Below are 19,296 nucleotides of genomic sequence, written 5' to 3' on the forward strand. Positions count from 1 at the left end.
AAAATTCATACTGTTAAAAATTGGCATTAGCTTTGCTTTTATTGTTGTACGTATTTATTAAAGCAACTTAAAGCACCAATAACTGCTTTTAGTCACACACAGTAAATGGCTTGCTAACCGCTTACTGTGCTCAACAGAACTTCCTACACTCCCTGTGTACTTTATTGGTTATAGGCTAACGCTTATAACCATTTTTTTTGCTTATTATTTAACGGTAAATTTTACGTCTTGATCGCGTAATAAATAAAGCGCAAAACACGCAGCCCACATCGGCCATGCTGCAAAAAACAGTAAATTATTAAAGCCATCAATGTACTGGTTGTAAGAAGACAGCGTTGATAGTCCATGCATTATAAAAATAACACCGTAAGTAATACGTTTTTTAAAACCGACTAAAAATGCTATTACTAATAATAATTGCAGTGCACCTAAAATATAAGCAATAGTATCGGTAGAGCCACTGATCCCATAAAAATGTTCAAAAATACGGGCGCTATGCCCCGGATTTACAAATTTATCCAGTGTCCACATTACCATAACTATGAAAACCCCTAATCGCAGCGATAAAAGCGACCATTGCAAACGAGTTTGTACATCTGTATTGATTGAATCTGTCATAAAATTTCCTTAAAAAAGATATAAATAAACTAATTGGCAAGTAAGACCGTATAATCGTTTTTTTATTTTCAAATAAATTAAACTCTTTACAATAAAAGCACTATTATTTAAGCGCTAAGATAAAAAATAAAAATATTAGCAATTGATTGAAAGATATTTTTATCTGTCTTGGTCTTTTGTGTACATCAACATATAACAATAGAGAAACACGATTTGAAATACACGTATTTAGCTTTAACCCTCGCCCCACTATTAAATGTAGCTTTAGCTGCTCAGGCTAATGAAACAACTAGCTCTGAACCCATTGAGCGAATTGAGGTGGCAGGTCAAGCGCTTAAATCTAAAAACCTCTCTATTAAAAACACCACAGTAAACGGTCCTTTTGGCGACAACCTAGCTTTGCAAGACATAGCCCGCTCTGTGACCCCTATTTCTAAAGAGTTAATTGAGCAACTTAACATAACAACATTGCACGATGTTCTGGCAGTAAGTCCTAATACATACGCTGCAAGTGGTTTTGGTGCACCAAGTTTACCGACGATCCGCGGCCAGTTAGGTGAGTTATTTCAAGATGGTACTCGACGCCAAGCAGGTAATAATGGTTTTGGTGTGCCGTTGTCGTTTAATGCGATAGAACAAATCGATGTGGTTAAAGGCGCACCACCTGTATTGTTTGGTTCAAGCCAACGTAACGGTGGCTTTGTAAACTTACACTCTAAAACAGCGTCAACTGATCAGCGCAAAGGCAATGTGAAGTTGTCTGCAGGCAGTTGGGATAAGTATAGTGCCCAAGTAGATTACAACGCACCGATTGTTGAGGATAAAATTGGCTTACGTGTTAGCTATGAACATATTGATCAGGGTAGTTATTATGACTATTCAGCCACACAAAGTGATAGCTTGTTTGCGGCATTAAAAATTTTACCGGATGATAAAAGCAGTTGGGACATTAACTTTGAACTGTACCAAACAGAATTTACCGATAACGCCGGTATAAACCGCCCTACCCAAGCGCTTATCGATCATAATCTTTACATTACTGGTCAAGGGTTACAAGCGAATGGCAGCACAGTGCCTAGCGCAGGCTCTATTATATCGCCTACAGGACAAGTCAAAATAGATACCAGCCGTGTGCTTACCGATCCTGATAATCTCAATCAAGCAACCACTTATTTAGTTCACAGTATTTATAAGCGCGCACTGTCTGATGTAATGTCGATTAAAAACATTAGTTACTTTCAACATTTACAGCGCGAAGAAATAGCACAAAATAGTTTTGTTGAAATAATTGATGGTGCCGATACCGCACAAAACCGCACTGAACTTACGTATCAATGGAGCGATGAGCAGCAAACCTTATTTGCTGTTGATGTTCGTTATAATAAAGTATTGGGTTACAGCCAGTTTACTACTGAAGCCGACACACCTATTGATTTAACCGGCCCACTTTCAAACCGCCGCATTCCATTAACTGATACTCAAAAAGCACGTTTGGTAGAGCTACGTTCTGGTGTATATGTATCCCCTGGTGGTCAGTACGATATTAACAATGATGGCAGTGGTGATTTTAATTTATCAGACACTACAGACTCACGCTCATGGCAAACCGGCATTGCCATTCAACAAGACTCACAATGGACTGACAGCTTACGCACCAGTGCTGGCTATCGTGTTGATTACTATGATGTAGAAGCACGCGACCCCATTGCGCCTCAAGGTCAAATAGCGGCTAGTGATAGCATAAATGATACACTGCAATCAGCGCAGCTGAGCGTTAATTACTCAGTTAATGACGATTTAACCACTTATGCGGCAGCAAGTTATAACGAAGCCACCTCTAACAGCATGGCCGGCGGCAATACGTTAGGTGGTGACAATACAATTAGCGCACAAAATTTTGCTACGGAAAATACTTTAGTCGAGTTTGGCGTGAAATATGCGCCAACACAAAGCGACTGGTATGCAGATGCTGCTGTATTTAGCCAACGCCGCAGCTTACGTAATCGCGATGGTAGCAATACTGGCATTCGTACAACCGGATTCGAAAGCCAAGTATTTTACGACGCTTACCCTTACTGGGTAAGCGCAGGCTACAGTTATATTGATGCCCGTTATGATAACTCTGCGACAGGCCAAGACTCAGCTCAAATAGCCGATGCGTTTGATAATTCGCGTCCCGATATTATTGCGGGTAACAGCATTGGTGCACCAAGTTATACAGCTTTTGCTCCCTCAAACCGTCAAGTACAAGGGATCCCAGAGCAATCGTTAAGCTTAAACGCTAACTATACAATTACTTCTCAGTGGCAAGCTGGATTTTCTGCCCTGTATACTAAAAGCTACCCATTGGATTTTTTGGCTACCGTATACATTCGCGATCAGCACACCTTAAATGTTAATACCAGCTATGCGTTTACCTCAGCAACTAAATTGAGGCTTGATGTAAATAATATTACCGATCAGCAAAACTGGCGCCCTGTATTTGAAGGCGGTTATTTTGGCGCGACACTCGCGTTCCCAGAATTACCAATTAACGCTAAGCTCACGCTTACCCATAACTTTTAAACCGTTTGAGAGATAGCATGTTAAAAAAATTAAGTTTGTTATTACTGGCGGCGATAGGTGTCGGCTTATTCTTTTTTTATGACCTAAACCAGCTTCTTACCCTTGACGGGCTAAAAGGGTCGATGGCGCAATTTGATCAGTACAAAGCTCAATCACCGTTTTTGGTGATCGGAGGGTTCTTTTTACTTTATATATTAGTGACCGCGCTATCACTGCCCGGTGCAGCTATTTTAACGCTAGCCGCAGGTGCATTATTTGGTTTGGCGCAAGGTCTATTAGTTGCCTCGTTTGCCTCAAGCATTGGTGCTACGTTGGCATTTTTAGTGTCACGTTATTTATTGCGCGATACCATAAAAAAACGCTTTCCTGAACGTTTAGCCGCTATAGATACTGGGATTGAAAAAGAAGGCGCATTTTACTTATTTACGCTGCGCTTAGTGCCTGTTTTTCCGTTCTTTTTAATTAATTTATTAATGGGTTTAACCGCTATTAAGTCATGGACTTTTTACTGGGTAAGCCAAGTAGGCATGCTGGCGGGTACCTTTGTATTTGTAAACGCAGGTACGCAACTTGCGCAAATAGAGAGCTTATCGGGTATTTTATCGCTGGATTTAATTTTATCGTTTGCGTTATTAGGGGTATTCCCGTTAATTGCAAAAAGCCTAATAAATGCAATAAAAAAACGTCGCGTATACAAAAATTACACTAAACCTAAAAAGTTTGACCGTAACATGATTGTTATTGGCGCAGGTGCTGGCGGCTTAGTGACAAGCTACATTGCAGCAGCAGTTAAAGCCAAAGTAACCCTAATTGAAGCCGGCGAAATGGGTGGCGACTGTTTAAACTACGGGTGTGTGCCAAGTAAAGCCGTTATTAAAAGCGCTAAAATTGCAGAGCAAATTCGCCACGGTGAACACTACGGCTTAGAAAACATGGCACCGCAGTTTTCGTTTAAAAAAGTAATGGCACGTGTACATAAAGTAATTGCCGACATCGCCCCGCACGATAGCGTTGAGCGCTACACAAACCTTGGTGTAGATGTTGTAAAAGGCTACGGGAAATTATTAGACCCGTGGACGGTGGAAATTAAATTAAATGATGGCGGCACGCAAACACTCACTGCCCGCACTATTGTTATTGCCACTGGCGCACGCCCATTTGTACCGTCACTTCCGGGTATTGAAGAAACCGGCTATGTAACCAGTGATACGTTATGGAGCAAATTTGCTGAGCTTGAAGAAGCCCCTAAAAAGCTTGTTGTACTTGGTGGCGGCCCAATTGGTAGCGAACTTGCACAAAGTTTTGCCCGTTTAGGCTCAAGCGTTACGCAAATTGAGATGTCTGAACGCATTATGATCAAAGAAGACTTAGAGGTGTCTAAATTTGCTCACGAAGCGCTAACGCAAAGCGGCGTAAACATTTTAACCTCGCATCAGGCACTGCGCTGTGAAGAGCGCGATGGCAAAAAATTCATTTTGGTAAAACATAACGACAACGAAATCGATATTGAATACGATGAGCTACTATGTGCTGTTGGCCGAAGCGCACGCCTAGAAGGTTATGGTCTTGAAACGCTCGGCATAGAAACGAATCGCACTGTAGTCACAAATGAATACCTTGAAACACTCTATCCTAATATTTTTGCCGCTGGCGATATTGTAGGCCCGTATCAGTTTACACACGTAGCTGCTCATCAGGGCTGGTACGCAGCAGTAAATGGCTTATTTGGTAACCTTAAAAAGTTTAAAGTGGATTACCGTGTCATTCCGTGGGCCACATTTATTGACCCTGAAGTAGCACGGGTGGGCATAAATGAACAAGAAGCGATTGAAAAAGGCATAGACTATGAAATCACCCGCTTTGAATTTGAAGAGCTAGATCGCGCCATCACCGAAAGCGCTAACAATGGTTTTATCAAAGTGATCACACCTAAAGGTAAAGACAAAATACTCGGTGTTACAGTGGTATCTGAACACGCAGGCGATTTAATTGCTGAGTTTGTGTTAGCCATGAAACACGGTTTAGGGCTTAATAAAATATTGGGCACCATTCACAGCTACCCAACATGGGCTGAAGGTAACAAATATGTGGCGGGCGAATGGAAACGTGCTCATGCTCCTGAAAAGGTACTTAACTTGCTGGAAAAATACCACGCCTGGCGCAGAGGCTAATATGTTTAAATCACCTTTTAAAGCGCTATTGTTAGGGTCTGCTTTGCTTGCAACATCGTTTGCAAGCAAAGCTCAAAACATGCACGACAGCTGGAATACATTATTAAACAACCATGTTGTAGCTATTAATAATGGCCACAGCACAGAGGTTGATTACGCAGCAATAAAAGCTAAGCACAGCGAGCTTAAAAGCTATTTAGATTCGTTATCGGCTGTTACGCAAAATGAGTTTGATACGTGGGAAAAACCTAAGCAGTTGGCGTTTTTAATTAACGCATATAACGCCTTTACTGTTGAGCTAATATTAACAAAATACCCAAACCTTAAATCAATTAAAGATTTAGGCAGTTTTTTTAGCTCACCGTGGAGCAAAGAGTTTGTGCCATTACTTGATAAAACTCGCAGCCTTGATGATATAGAGCATGGTTTAATACGTGGCAGTGGTAAATACAACGACCCACGTATTCACTTTGCTGTAAATTGCGCAAGTATTGGCTGCCCTGCGCTACGTGAAGAAGCCTACACAGCCACTGATTTAGAAAGCCAATTGCAAGATCAAACGGTGCGTTTTTTATCTGATATGACTCGAAATATAGCGCAAGATAACACGCTAAGTATGTCTTCAATATTTAAGTGGTACGGCGATGATTTTGAACAAGGCTTTAAAGGCGCAAATACGCTACAGCAGTTTTTTATGCAATACCCTAAAGCACTCAAGCTCACACCCGCTCAGCAAAAAGCACTTAAAAATAACAACATGAAAGTTAAGTTTTTAGACTACAACTGGGATTTAAATGCTCGCCAATAAATTTTGGCAAACATTATCGCGATACAGCTTATTCTGTGTCGCCTTTTGCATTTGCCTTGTTATTAGTTTTAAAAGCCTAGCAAGTACACAATTACAAAGCCGTTGGCAGCAAGTTGAAAAGTTAGGTAAAGACCAAAGCGTATATTTTTATGCATGGGGCGGCGATGCGCAAATAAATGCCTATATTCAGTGGGCGGCTGAGCAAGTAAAAGCTAAATATAACATTGAGTTAGTGCATGTAAAGCTTAGCGACACCAGCGAGGCCGTTAGCCGCGTACTCGCTGAAAAATCAGCAAACAATAACGATAAAGGCAGCGTAGATTTAATTTGGATAAACGGTGCTAACTTTGCCACCATGAGCGAGCACTCATTATTACTTAAACAATGGGCTAATAAGTTGCCTAATTTTAGCTACACCGACCCTAGCAATAATCCCGCTGTTAATTTTGATTTTGGAATACCCACTAATGGAATGGAAGCACCTTGGGGTCAAGCATCGCTCACCTTTTACTACGACAGCTTAGCAATAGATGGCACTGCAAATAACACACTACCAACAACTCTAAACCAATTACTTAGCTGGAGCGCACAAAACCCAGGGCGCTTTAGTTACCCAAAGCCACCTGATTTTTTAGGAATGAGCTTTTTAAAATACGCGCTTGTTATGCTACATCAACAAAGCGATGACTCACTTAAAGCGCAGTTAAATCAGCCAGCTACTGCACAAAACACAGCTCAAATATTAAACCCGTTATGGAACTTTTTAAATAAGCTGCACCCAACACTTTGGCGCGGCGGTAAACACTTTATGCAAGGTGGTGCACAAATGCGCCGCTTAGTAGGCGACACCGAGCTAAGCATAGCGTTTACGTTTTCAGCGCCCGAAGTACCCGCCGCCGTTAAACGTTATGATTTACCAAAAAGTATTCGCAGTTATGCTATGCAAGATGGCAGTTTAAGTAACACCCACTTTGTAGCCATACCTTATAATGCAAGCCATGCACAAAGTGCGCAATTAGTGGCTAATTTTTTATTAAGTCCAAAGGCGCAAGCACATAAGCAAAAACCTTCAGTTTGGGGGGATAAAAGCGTATTGATTCAATCTACATTGAGCCAAAAGCAGCAAGCCTTGTTTAAAACGGTGGAACCGCATCCAAGCGCATTACCCTTAAATAGCATTAAACGCACGCTTAGCGAGCCACACCCAAGCTGGGTAAACGCTATTATGCAAGGTTGGCAAGCGCGTTTTGGAGTAAGCCAATGAGTGTTGTTTCAAATAAGTTAGCAGCGAGCTCAACACTTAAACCACACAAAAGCGCCGATATGTTTAGTAAATTAGTTAAATTAAGCCCACATTTTTTACTGGCATTGCTAATTTTACCGGTAATAGGTGGCCTAATTAGCGTGCTATTGCCCGCTTTTGGTTATGCACCAGTACTTGAGCATACAACACTTGGCCTACATGGCTTTACTATGCTTGTGCAAACACCCGGCCTAACACACATGGTTATGCTAAGTGTTAGCAGCGGATTAATAAGCACCTTACTTGCCTTTATCATTACGTTAATGATTTTAGCGGCATTTTTTAATAGCCCTTGGCTTAACCGTATTCAGCGTTTACTAAGTCCCATACTCGTAATCCCCCACGCAGCAGCCGCTATAGCCGTTGGTTTTTTAATTGCTCCTTCGGGTATGATCTCGCGTTTAGTATCGCCTTGGTTTAGTGGATGGGAACTTGCCCCTAACGGCATGTTTCCGCATGACGCGTTTGGTATAAGTATAATTTTAGGCTTAACCCTTAAAGAGCTGCCTTTTTTACTGTTAATGGCGCTAGGTGTGCTTGCCCAACCTGAGCTTGGCAAAAAACTGCGCCAACAACATAAAGTAGCGCTTAATTTAGGCTACTGCCCTATGACTGCTTTTTTTAAAGTGATTCTGCCAAGCCTTTACCCATTACTGCGCCTACCGATTTTAGCCGTATTGGCTTATGCCAGCGCAAGTGTAGAAATGCCACTTATTTTGGGGCCAAATACTCCACCCACATTGGCTGTAGCCATTATGCATTGGTTTAACGACGTAGATTTAAACCTGCGTATTAAAGCCTCTGCGGGGGCATTATTGCAGCTTGTACTTACTGGGGGGTTACTAGCTCTTTGGCTTGGCGGCGAAAAAACTATAAAAGCATTATTTAGTGATTTACTAACCAATGGCGAGCGAGAATATGGCGGTGTTTATTGGCAAAAAATAACGACCGCATTAACAGTATTTGTAATTGGCTTTATTTTGCTCTCGTTAATTGGCTTAATTATGTGGTCGGTTGCCGGATTTTGGCGTTTTCCGGCGGCATTGCCCGATCAGCTCACGCTACTTCACTTTAAAAGTGCGCTAATGCAAATGCAAAGCCCGCTTTATAATACCCTTGCTATAGGGCTAGTTACTACGTTATTTGCCATTATTATTACCCTTTTGTGCTTAGAGTCAGAGCAGTTAAGTGCAAAACCCATGTCGCGCTTTACCAGCTTAATTATTTATTTACCGTTGCTTGTACCAAGTATTGCGTTTTTATTTGGCCTAGTGTGGCTGCAACAATTAGTAAATAACCAGGCCGCGTTTTTTAATGTGGTATTTACCCATTTATTATTTGTACTGCCGTATGTGTTTTTATCGCTTGCGAGCAGTTATAGGCGATTAGATCCTCGCTTTGCTCATGTAGCAGCAAGCCTTGGCGCAACACCCTGCAAAGTGTTTTTACAAGTAAAATTACCCCAGTTATTTGCCCCTATTTTAATTGCGACCGCACTTGGTTTGGCCATTAGCTTTGGCCAATATTTGCCTACACTTTTAGCCGGTGGCGGGCGCATAGCAACCATAACAACCGAAGCGGTCACCCTTGCTAATGGCGCAAGTAGGCGCACCAGTGCAGTGTATGCCATTATGCAAATGGCATTACCACTCATTGGCTTTATACTGGCGTGGGTGTTACCTAAGTACTTTTTTAAAAGCGCACATCGCTAACCCATAAATTAAAAGGTTTTTAATGCAGTCATCTTTAGAGATTAAAAATTGTGAGCTTTATCGTCAACACGAGCAATTACTAAGCTTAAACGAGCAGGTAAAAGGCGGCGAAATACTCACTATTATGGGGCCATCAGGCAGTGGTAAATCAAGCTTTTTAAATTGGCTTACGGGTACATTACCCAGTGGTTTTAGCGCAAACGGCGAAGTGTGGCTTAACGGTAAAAACATTAATAACTTACCCGCACATTTACGCCACATAGGCGTGCTTTATCAAGATGCGTTATTATTTTCGCATTTATCGGTAAGCGGTAACATTGCCTTTGCTATGCCTAAAGGCAATAAAAAACGGCGCCTTGAAAAAATAGAGCACGCCCTTGAACAGGTAGGATTAAAAGGCATGGCTAATCGCCACCCCGACAACCTCTCTGGTGGACAACAAGCCCGCGTTGCTTTATTGCGTATGCTATTAAGCGAGCCAAAAGCTATTTTACTTGATGAGCCCTTTAGCAAGCTCGACACCCAATTAAGAGTAGATACGCGCGAGCTAGTATTTAGCCAAATACGCGAGCATAAATTGCCCGCTATTATGGTAACCCACGATCATAGCGATGCAGAGGCCGCAAACGGCAAACTGATCACCTTAAATTTAGCCAAATAAACGCACAAAAAGTACAAGGCACCAAGCATGTTAGACAAATACATCACCCCAATAATAAAGCCACTGTTAACCCCCGTTGTAGCGTTAATGCACAAGCGCGGCATAACGCCCGACCAACTTACTGTGGCAGGCTTTCTAATAGGGCTATTAGCAGTGCCATTAATTGCGTATGAAATGTGGTACGCAGCGTTAACGGCTATTGCTTTAAATCGTATTTTAGATGGGCTAGATGGCGCATTGGCACGCCATGCAAATTTAAGTTCAAGCGCTGGCGGTTTTTTAGATATTACCCTCGATTTTTTATTTTACGCGGCAATTCCGCTTGGCTTTATTTTGGTAAACCCCGAGCAAAACGCCATTGCAGGTAGCGTATTACTGGCCACCTTTATAGGCACAGGCTCAAGCTTTTTAGCCTTTGCCATAGCCGCCGAAAAATTTAAGCTCGAAAAACCCCAGTTTAAATACAAAAGTTTTTACTATTTAAATGGTTTAACCGAAGGCACAGAAACCATAGCGCTGTTTATTGCCTTTTGTATTTGGCCGCAGCACTTTGCCATAATGGCGAGTATTTTTGCCACTGCGTGCGCTATTACTATTTTTACACGTATACATGGAGGATATAACACGTTAAAACTCCAAGAAGCTGATGAGGTTACACAAGCCAATGAGTAATGAAATTTGGTGGCGTTTAGGGTTTTTTTTTAGCATTTTGGTTATTATGATGCTGCTAGAATCGCGTATGCCTGCGCGTAAATCGCCTATAAAAAGTAACACCCGATGGTTCGCTAATTTTGGACTGGTGTTTGCTTCATCACTAATTGCTCGCTTAAGTGTACCCATAGGCTTAACTGCCGTAGCGCTTTATAACCAAGAGCACGGTATCGGTTTATTTAATCAAATAGCCACACCAAGTAGTGTTGCTATTATTTTAAGCATGCTACTGCTTGATATACTTATATATTGGCAGCATAGGTTATTTCATAACGTGCCAATTTTGTGGCGTTTGCATCGTGTGCACCACGCCGATGCGCATGTAGATACCAGCACAGGTTTGCGTTTTCACCCTATCGAAATTGTACTCAGCATACTTATAAAATTGATTGCCGTTACCGCTTTGGGTGTACCTGCTATTGCAGTATTAATATTTGAAATTGCACTTAATGGATTAGCGCTATTTAACCACGCCAATATACGTTTACACAATGCAATAGAAAAACCACTTCGGCTTATCTTAATGACTCAAATACTGCATCGTATTCATCATAGCCAAAATCCCGAAGAAACAAATAGTAACTTTGGCTTTAGCGTAACTTGGTGGGATAGACTTTTTGGCAGCTACAAAACCAGCGCCACATTATCAGATAATAAACTAAACATCGGCTTAGCCCAATATCCCGACCCAAAACAAAACGCGTCCTTGTGGTATTTGTTAACGTTACCATTTAAAAAGTAGCAACTAGCCTAAACTAAGCAGAGAAATGGGCCTATTTCAGCTTAGTTTGTTACATTATCTAAGCTTTTGAGCTGCTACATTAACAAAAGCAGCTTATTTAAAGTAAACCAATTGTAAATTAAATAAACAAATTCTTGACCAAATTTGAAATCCCCCATATCATTTGTAAGCGCTTACATTTACCACACATAAAAATGTAAGCGCTTACAAAATGACAAAATCAACAAATACACTATATTCTGACAATAATCAGTTGAACGGGGTTCAGTTATGAACATTGAAACAACACGCATTACTCGCCTTTTGGCTGCTATATCATTAGCGTCTTTGGCTGGCTGTGGCGGCGATGCTGCGACAACATCCAATTTTGAAAAAGTAGATCCTGCCCAGCCAGTTTCAGATTGGCAAATGGTTTGGAGTGATGAATTTGATGGCACAAGCATTGATACAAATAAGTGGAACTTTGAATTAAACTGCGCCGGCGGTGGTAATAACGAAAAACAATGTTACACCGACAGTGAACAAAATGCCTTTATTAAAGACGGTGTACTAAATATAGTCGCCCTACCTGCTGAAGAAGGTGCAGAAAAACCATACACGTCAGCCCGTTTAAATACCCGTTACAACGCTGACTTTACTTATGGTCGCTTTGAAATGCGTGCAAAACTACCGTCAGGTCAAGGTAGCTGGCCTGCATTTTGGATGATGCCAACCGACGAAGTATATGGCACTTGGCCGCGCTCTGGCGAAATTGATATTTTAGAAGCGGTAAATTTAAAAACAGTCGCTGAAGATGGCACCGTTGAAGCAAATATTCATGGCACACTTCACTATGGTCGCGAGTGGCCAAATAACTCAAGCTCAGGCAAAGCTTATACTCTGCCTGAGGGAATGAATCCCGCAGATGACTTCCACACCTACGCTATTGAATGGCAAGAAGGCGAAATTCGCTGGTACGTAGATGGCTACTTATATGCCACACAACGTCGCTCTGAAGTTCGTTACAACTCTAAAGATGAGGCTGTTGGCCTTAAACATAAAGGCTGGTTTGCTGAATACTTTGAACAAGGTAATGGCGAACTTACCACTCACTGGGATAATGCCCCATTTGATAAAGATTTTTACCTTATTTTAAATAACGCCGTTGGTGGTGACTGGCCTGAAAATGTAAACAACTTAGGTGTTGACGCTGCAGCATTTGCAGAAGGTCAAAGCTTTGAGGTTGATTACGTACGGGTTTATCAATGCGCTGCAAATACTGACACAGGTAAAGGTTGTGAAACTGTGCGCCCAGGTTACGATAGCCTAGATGATGCACTTGTTGAAGGTAAAGCCCCTGTACCTACTCCACCAAGTGATGGCATTGCAAGAAACCTTGATATATTCAATGGCACATTAAACGCCAACTGGATCGCATGGGATTGTTGCGGTGGAACCACACCAGAAACTATAACCGATGCTGAAAAAGGTGACGCTATTAAGTTTAACATTAACGATAATAACGGTACTGTTTTAGGTTTTTCAACTCGTGGTGGTCACTTCCCAGATGATTTTACCGGCACCTCATCTCCATTTGACGCATCACTCCTTCTTGATCTAAATGGTCGATTAACTTTTGATATGAAAGTAGTAACGCCGCCAACATCTTCGACAACTTGGCTATTAAAAGCCGAAGCGGGTGATGGCGGACCTAATACAGGCGATGTAGCGCTTAGCGATAGTGTTGAAGGCGTAACACCGGTTACAGGCCAATGGCAAACCTATACATTTCCGCTTTCTCTACTACAAGAAAGAGGCTTAGATTTAAGTGCCATTGATGTATTAATGGTATTCCCAGCATGGCAAACTGGCGAAGGCGCTGAATATTTAATTACCAACGTGGCTATTGAGGGCGATGTAGGTGAATCACCATCAGTAGACTTATTTACAGATGGACAAAACTTAGATTGGCCGATGTGGGATTGTTGTGGCGGCTCTACTCCAACAGAAGTTATGGACGATGCAGAACACGGCTTAACCGCAGAATTCACTATTGGCGAAGCCCCCACTGTAATGGGCTTTAATACTCGTTCATCTGCTGGTGGTAGCGGTACTCCATTTGATGCAACCAGCATTTTAGAAAATGGTTTACTACAGTTTGATGTGAAAGTGATGTCAAACCCAAATAACCCAGATGCCACTTGGTTAATGAAAATAGAATCTAATGAGGGTGATACCGCGGTAGAATTACCATTAACAGATGCTGGCGATGCACCTATTGTAGGTGATTGGAAAACTTACACTTTTACATTCGCTGACTTAGCGGGCGCAGGTTTAGATGTAAGTGCCATTGACGTAGTAATGATATTCCCAGCATGGGGCACAGGTGAAGGTGCGGTTTACCGTGTTGATAACGCTAAGATGTACGATCCTAGTGCATCAGCAGGCGATGAAATCACTATTTTCCAAAATACTGCCGCAGATATGTGGAGCATTTGGGACTGTTGTGGCGGCTCTACCCCAACAGAAGAAATTGACGATGCTGATCACGGTACTGTAGCTGAATTTGTTATTGGCTCTGCGCCAACGGTAATGGGCTTTTTAGCCGACGACGGTATCTCTTTCGATGCATCAGCAATACTAGCTAATGGCGTTGTGCAGTTTGAAATGAAAGTGGTAACCCCGCCAAATAATCCTGACGCTGTATGGACATTTAAAATTGAGTCAACAGGCGCAGCAACAGCGGTAGAGCTTCCTCTTTCACAAAGCGTTGAGGGGGAAGTACCCATTAATGGCCAATGGCAAACCTACACATTTACATTACAGTCACTGTTTGCTGCCGGTTTAGACATTAGCGATATCAATGTACTTATGATGTTTCCAGCGTGGGGGACAGGTGAAGGCGCTGTTTACCGTATAGACAACGTGATTATCGCTAACCCGTAATCCCTAATTCAGTGGTAGGTAGTGAATTACAAGTACCTACTTACCGTAATAAATTAAGTAAAAGCAGAGCAATTATGAACACAAATAAGTTTAAAAAAAGCCCACTAGCGGCTTCTGTGTCACTTATCATCGCTGCAAGCACGCTGAATATCGCCCATGCAGCAGAACAAAATACTGTGGAACCTGAAATTGAAGTAATACAAGTTAAAGGTATTCGCGGTTCACTTATCCGCTCTATGGATATGAAACGCGATGCATCAGGGGTAGTCGATGCTATTTCTGCTGAAGAAATGGGTAAATTTCCTGACACTAACTTAGCAGAGTCACTGCAACGTATTACGGGTGTGTCGGTGAGTCGCGCAAACGGCGAAGGAAGCCAAATTACCGTACGTGGTTTTGGCCCTTCATTTAATTTGGTAACACTTAATGGTCGCCAAATGCCTGGAACGGGTAACTCACGTTCGTATAATCTGGAAAACATTGCCTCAGAAGGTGTTAGTGCCTTAGAAGTATTTAAAACTGCTCGTGCTGATGTGCCCAGTGGTGGCTTAGGTGCGACGGTTAACATTTCAACAACTCGACCTTTACAAAGACCTGGCCAGCATTTTTCGGCAACAGCTAAAGCTATTCATGATTCATCAAATGAAGCGGGTAGCGATGTAACTCCGGAAGTATCGGCTATTTATAGTAATACCTTTAGCGATGAAATGTTTGGTATTGGTTTTTCTTTTTCGCATCAAGAACGCGACTTTCAAAAACAAAGCGCCAATATTCAAGGTTGGCAAGCAAATGTAGACCTACCTACTCTTGCTGAAGGTGATTTTATTGATCCACGCGCAGTAGATGCGCAAGGAAATCGTGTAGGTAATCACTTTTTTGCAAAAGACATGAACTACGCAATTGAAGATTTACAACGCGAGCGTACTAATGGGCAAATCACACTGCAATTTGCACCCACAGATAATTTTGTAGCAACCCTTGATTATACAGCAAGTGAGGCTACAACAGGCTCAGAAACTCTCGGCTGGGGTATTTGGAACGACTTTGGTAGTAACATTAACGGCTACGAGTTAGACGAGAATGGCACAGCTATTTATGCAGATATAAGTGGTAACGATGCATCATTTACCTCTAGTAAAAATACCACTGAAGTTAAGGCTCGTTCTATTGGCTTAAATTTAGATTGGCAAATTAATGAAACATGGCAAGTTGAGCTTGACTACCACGACTCTAAAAACGAGACAGATAACGGCGCAGACAAAGGTCTGGGTAGTGATGGGCAAGTTATTTTAGGTTCTGATCAGCTTGTAAATAAAATTTATGATTACCGCACTGGTGAAATTCCACATGCGCAAGTTAACTGGAAAAACGGTACTAGCGTATTAAGCCCTGGTGAAATTGATTCAAACTTTAGCCAGTTTATTCATTCACCTGGAGAATCAAATATTGAGCAGCTGCAATTACATACAACATGGATAAACGATAGTTTTGACATTGGTTTAATTGAAGTGAAGTTTGGTGGTTCGCGTACAGAACAAAATACCGGTGGTTATGAAGCATGGAGTGGCTTAGTTGGCGGCCCTGGTTTTAACCCTTCTTACACCGAGATATTCCCTGATGGTATGTTTACCCTTAATAACACTTCAGGACTATTAGACCAATTTGCTGGTGGTGGTAACAATTTACAACCTAACTATTATTATAGCTTTGATTTTGATGAAGCTGTAGCAAGACAAATGGCATACCTTACTGCTGATGTAACCGGTGGCGATGCCTATGCGCCTAATGCCTATCTTGATGGTATTGACAGTCAAAGCGCTGTTGAAGAAATTACCAACAGTATTTATGTTCAATCACGTTGGGAATTTGAAGTTAGCAATTACTACATAAAAGTAAATGCAGGTCTTCGTTATGAAGAAACCGATGTAAGTAGCTCTGTTCGTCAACGCGTTGAGCAACAAGTAAATTGGATAAGTGCTTCAGAGTGGATCACTCAATATGAAGCTGGCGGCGATGACAACTTCTTAGTTCAAGAAGGAAGTTACGATATTTTACTACCATCAATCGACCTAAGTGTTGACGTAACCGATGACTTAGTTGCTCGCGTATCATGGGGTAAAACTATGTCGCGCGCGCCATTGGGCGATTTAGCCGGTGGTCGTAGCCTTACAGGCAGTCCAAAACCGGGGGCACGAGTAGGTAGCCAAGGTAATACAGGGTTACTGCCATTTGAATCAACAAACCTTGACCTATCATTAGAGTATTACTATTCAGAAGGCAGCTATGCATCAGTAGGTTACTTTAAAAAGGACGTTGATAACTTTATTCAAACCACCATTACTCCAACCACCATTGAAGGCTTACATGATATTTTAAATGGCCCACGCTATTTACAAGCGGTTAGTGATATTGAAGCTCGTGGTGATCAAGCAACAAGCGATGCTATCTTTGCACAAATGCTTGCTAATGGTGATGGCAATGCAAACGGCCAAATTGAACCAAATAGTAATGATCCACTTATTACTTGGAATATTAGCCAACCACAAAATACCGATAGTAAATCAGTCGATGGTTTTGAAGTAGCAGTACAACACTTAATTGGTGAGACAGGCTTTGGGGTCGGTGTAAATGCAACGTTTGTTGACGGCGATGTTGAATTTGATACAGACAGCCTAGACCAACAAGCTCCATTAACAGGATTAAGTGATTCAGCTAACTTCCAAGCGTTTTACGAAAAAGAAGGTTTATCTGTAAAAGTAACTTACGCTTGGCGTGATGCATATTTAATTGGTGTAGGCCAAGCGCAAGGCTCTGCTGATGCACCACCACAATACGCCAAATCATATGGTCAATGGGATATGAGCGTAAATTATGACGTTAATGAAAATGTGACGGTATTCTTTGAAGGTATTAACCTTAATAATGAAACCGAGCAAGGGTATGGCCGTTACGAAGAGCAGTTCTTATTTGCTCGCCAGTATGGTCCACGCTACGCAATTGGCGCCCGTTATACGTTTTAAATTATCCCCTAGTTAGAAAGTTAAGCCGCTTGTTACAACAAGCGGCTTTTTTTATAACAGTTTAATTTTTTCTAATAGCTTATCGGTTGTCCAATCAATATCGTTATAGGCAATATCAGGTTTGTAGTAATCGCCCTTTCCTCTTGCTCTATTAACATACACTTTATTAGGAACTATCACTTTACCTAACCCTGAGGGTAACTCGGCTAATCGAACATCCATATACAGTGAGTCAGCACTACTTGGCGCGCCAAATAACTGAGTATTTGTAAATTGCTTAAATACATCAATGGCGTCAAGACACGCACTTGCACACTGTGGCGGCACAAAAACAAGAACCTGTGTTTTATAAACACTCTTTGTCGCATTAAAGTCTTGGTATTTTACCCATCGCAGCCACTTCTCACGCTCAGTAACACTGCGTCATTGCTCTGGGATTTGAGGAGTAAGCGATAATTCGGCCGTGCTCATGGTAGGCCTAATTAATAAAGGGCTCAATAAAGTAAGGTTAACAATTTTTGTCTTTATGTTTGCCTTGTCCTGAAATGTGTTTACACACTTAGGACAAGACACTAAAAACTTTAAAATAGTCCAAAAGTTAAAATATATACCGTTGTAGTTTCTTCAGCAACTTTCAGCTACGCCGCCTTTGTAAATGCCCACCAGCCAGTCACTAAACTTATTAAAATTGGCATAGGAAAGTAAATAAAGGCTAGAACGCCAAATAACAAATTATCAAAACCATGTGGCATGACATAAAATGCAATCTGTTTCACCCAATATATCAACTCAACATACTGCGCTAAAAAACCATAAAACGATAAACTTAGAAGTGCTAAATAATTACTTATTAAAAACCATAGTGCGTATAAGCTAAGCAAACCAACGCCCACGCCCACGCTGCTAATATAAGGTAACGCCAGAAAATAATAAAAAACAGCAGATGTAAGACTTTGTGAGCTGTACCGTTATGTCAAATAATATACTAACTTAGTTAATCACATCCTTTTGTCGATTTAACCAAGTGAATGTCACGAAGACTTGCATGTACTCCACAGTAAAACATATAATTGGAGCAATGGCCGTTTTCATCCTTTATACTTAGACCTTTCTCATCAAACGCTAGCTCAAGCTCACAGTTAATATTATATTCAGGTTCCTGTTCTTCAAACACCAGTTTTTTACCCTCAAGTGTTAAAGGTAATGGCTTAGTTACTCCTTCCAGCGGGGCCATGACAGTACAAATATGAAAGTTAAAACCCCATACAAGGCCTTCTGCAAAATACTTATCGTCTTTTTTAAATACGTTTATATAACTCGTCTTTAATTTAAAACGTTCATTACTATCGCTTCCATCTTCGTTGAGCATAGGGGTCGCAGACAGTATTTTTTCCACCTTTGAATAGCATCCTTCAAATGAGTCCGCATGTAAATATCCACTAAAGATCACACTTGCTATCATCAAAAACTTTAAAACTTGCTTGCCCCAGGCTGCGCAATTAACTTTCCTCAAAAAAACGTCCTTTGTCGTCTGTCATTTTTACTGGCAAGCTATTATCCACCATAAAATAGTAAAAACGAAGGTCGTCAATTAAATCTGGTGCAGTTATTTCAATATCTTGGTATGTGGCGTTAGTAAATCTAAATCTTAAAATATGTTCAAAACGCTTAGTTTGGCAGTACAAAATCTCTTCAAGCTCTGATATTTTAATCTTTATATTTAGTAGCTCAAATTCACCATCTATAATTTCGATTGCCTGAGATTGCTCTTTGTTTGTAATGTACCACTGTGAAAATACTCTCATTAGTACAAATGCAAATAGGTATAAAAACTGATGCAACAATGGTTGCTTAATAAATATTTCTACCCAAAATAAAATAATAACTGCAATAAACGTGTTAAGACCGAGTGTCCAGATTAGTTTTGCACTGGGTGCTTGTTTATACCTTGTCAGTTTATTCATAAATACCTTTTAAAACGTAATCCTTAGGTGAGTATTGTTACAGCTTGATATAACCTACTTTTATTTCCGCTTTGAACCAAAGGGCCAAGAATTCTA

General features: G+C 41.2%; 13 protein-coding genes and 1 pseudogene. 10 read left to right on the forward strand and 4 right to left on the reverse strand.

The genetic code is table 11. The features are described from left to right. Positions 1-204 precede the first annotated feature (204 nt). Positions 205-618, reverse strand: a complete 414-nt coding sequence (locus tag AC0VZ5_RS17605) for a hypothetical protein (RefSeq protein ID WP_054201343.1) — start codon at positions 616-618, stop codon at positions 205-207. A gap of 213 nt (positions 619-831) precedes the next feature. Between AC0VZ5_RS17605 and AC0VZ5_RS17610 the strand changes: the two genes are divergently transcribed. From AC0VZ5_RS17610 to AC0VZ5_RS17655, 10 genes are all read left to right on the forward strand, one after another. Next, positions 832-3,183 (forward strand): TonB-dependent receptor, encoded by a 2,352-nt coding sequence (locus tag AC0VZ5_RS17610; protein WP_198522772.1) that lies wholly within the window; start codon positions 832-834, stop codon positions 3,181-3,183. A gap of 17 nt (positions 3,184-3,200) precedes the next feature. Next, complete coding sequence (locus AC0VZ5_RS17615; RefSeq protein ID WP_475474768.1) at positions 3,201-5,354, forward strand: FAD-dependent oxidoreductase; 2,154 nt, start codon at positions 3,201-3,203, stop codon at positions 5,352-5,354. 1 nt (position 5,355) lies between these two features. Then, complete coding sequence (locus tag AC0VZ5_RS17620) at positions 5,356-6,162, forward strand: DUF547 domain-containing protein (protein ID WP_475474769.1); 807 nt, start codon at positions 5,356-5,358, stop codon at positions 6,160-6,162. Next, positions 6,149-7,426: an ABC transporter substrate-binding protein gene (locus AC0VZ5_RS17625; RefSeq protein WP_475474770.1), complete on the forward strand. Its 1,278-nt coding sequence runs from the start codon at positions 6,149-6,151 to the stop codon at positions 7,424-7,426. Before AC0VZ5_RS17620 ends, AC0VZ5_RS17625 begins: the two co-directional genes overlap by 14 nt. Then, entirely contained in the window at positions 7,423-9,177 is a 1,755-nt protein-coding gene (locus AC0VZ5_RS17630) for an ABC transporter permease (RefSeq protein WP_475474771.1), read from the forward strand. The genes AC0VZ5_RS17625 and AC0VZ5_RS17630 overlap by 4 nt, the downstream gene beginning before the upstream one ends. A gap of 22 nt (positions 9,178-9,199) precedes the next feature. Further along, positions 9,200-9,838: an ATP-binding cassette domain-containing protein gene (locus tag AC0VZ5_RS17635; RefSeq protein ID WP_178956894.1), complete on the forward strand. Its 639-nt coding sequence runs from the start codon at positions 9,200-9,202 to the stop codon at positions 9,836-9,838. A gap of 27 nt (positions 9,839-9,865) precedes the next feature. Beyond that, positions 9,866-10,510, forward strand: a complete 645-nt coding sequence (locus tag AC0VZ5_RS17640) for a CDP-alcohol phosphatidyltransferase family protein (RefSeq protein WP_138605491.1) — start codon at positions 9,866-9,868, stop codon at positions 10,508-10,510. After that, on the forward strand, positions 10,503-11,291 hold the full coding sequence (locus tag AC0VZ5_RS17645; RefSeq protein ID WP_178956896.1) for a sterol desaturase family protein: 789 nt from the start codon (positions 10,503-10,505) through the stop codon (positions 11,289-11,291). The genes AC0VZ5_RS17640 and AC0VZ5_RS17645 overlap by 8 nt, the downstream gene beginning before the upstream one ends. A gap of 270 nt (positions 11,292-11,561) precedes the next feature. After that, positions 11,562-14,216, forward strand: coding sequence for a family 16 glycosylhydrolase (locus tag AC0VZ5_RS17650; protein ID WP_475474772.1), 2,655 nt, complete (start codon positions 11,562-11,564; stop codon positions 14,214-14,216). A gap of 74 nt (positions 14,217-14,290) precedes the next feature. Continuing rightward, positions 14,291-17,236 (forward strand): TonB-dependent receptor, encoded by a 2,946-nt coding sequence (locus AC0VZ5_RS17655; protein WP_464711889.1) that lies wholly within the window; start codon positions 14,291-14,293, stop codon positions 17,234-17,236. Between the two features lie 51 nt (positions 17,237-17,287). Here the strand turns inward: AC0VZ5_RS17655 and AC0VZ5_RS17660 are convergent. The 3 genes and pseudogenes from AC0VZ5_RS17660 to AC0VZ5_RS17670 form a co-directional block, all read right to left on the reverse strand. Further along, a pseudogene (locus tag AC0VZ5_RS17660) lies at positions 17,288-17,593 on the reverse strand (S41 family peptidase); the annotation flags it as partial. A 637-nt stretch (positions 17,594-18,230) separates the two neighbouring features. Beyond that, the gene (locus tag AC0VZ5_RS17665; protein ID WP_464711887.1) at positions 18,231-18,632 is read right to left on the reverse strand and encodes a hypothetical protein; all 402 of its coding nucleotides are present in this window, start codon (positions 18,630-18,632) and stop codon (positions 18,231-18,233) included. A gap of 103 nt (positions 18,633-18,735) precedes the next feature. Further along, a complete protein-coding gene (locus tag AC0VZ5_RS17670) occupies positions 18,736-19,200 on the reverse strand; it encodes a hypothetical protein (RefSeq protein ID WP_464711885.1) in 465 nt (154 codons plus the stop codon). Between the last annotated feature and the right edge of the window lie 96 nt (positions 19,201-19,296).

The organism is Pseudoalteromonas sp. QJM3NY_12, assembly GCF_056173165.1.

Bases quoted from the DNA above. Each gene is read 5' to 3' on its own strand.
- AC0VZ5_RS17605 (WP_054201343.1), bottom strand. From the start codon at position 618: ATGACAGATTCAATCAATACAGATGTACAAACTCGTTTGCAATGGTCG.
- AC0VZ5_RS17630 (WP_475474771.1), top strand. From the start codon at position 7,423: ATGAGTGTTGTTTCAAATAAGTTAGCAGCGAGCTCAACACTTAAACCA.
- AC0VZ5_RS17615 (WP_475474768.1), top strand. From the start codon at position 3,201: ATGTTAAAAAAATTAAGTTTGTTATTACTGGCGGCGATAGGTGTCGGC.
- AC0VZ5_RS17620 (WP_475474769.1), top strand. From the start codon at position 5,356: ATGTTTAAATCACCTTTTAAAGCGCTATTGTTAGGGTCTGCTTTGCTT.
- AC0VZ5_RS17645 (WP_178956896.1), top strand. From the start codon at position 10,503: ATGAGTAATGAAATTTGGTGGCGTTTAGGGTTTTTTTTTAGCATTTTG.
- AC0VZ5_RS17655 (WP_464711889.1), top strand. From the start codon at position 14,291: ATGAACACAAATAAGTTTAAAAAAAGCCCACTAGCGGCTTCTGTGTCA.
- AC0VZ5_RS17625 (WP_475474770.1), top strand. From the start codon at position 6,149: ATGCTCGCCAATAAATTTTGGCAAACATTATCGCGATACAGCTTATTC.
- AC0VZ5_RS17635 (WP_178956894.1), top strand. From the start codon at position 9,200: ATGCAGTCATCTTTAGAGATTAAAAATTGTGAGCTTTATCGTCAACAC.
- AC0VZ5_RS17640 (WP_138605491.1), top strand. From the start codon at position 9,866: ATGTTAGACAAATACATCACCCCAATAATAAAGCCACTGTTAACCCCC.
- AC0VZ5_RS17650 (WP_475474772.1), top strand. From the start codon at position 11,562: ATGAACATTGAAACAACACGCATTACTCGCCTTTTGGCTGCTATATCA.
- AC0VZ5_RS17670 (WP_464711885.1), bottom strand. From the start codon at position 19,200: ATGAATAAACTGACAAGGTATAAACAAGCACCCAGTGCAAAACTAATC.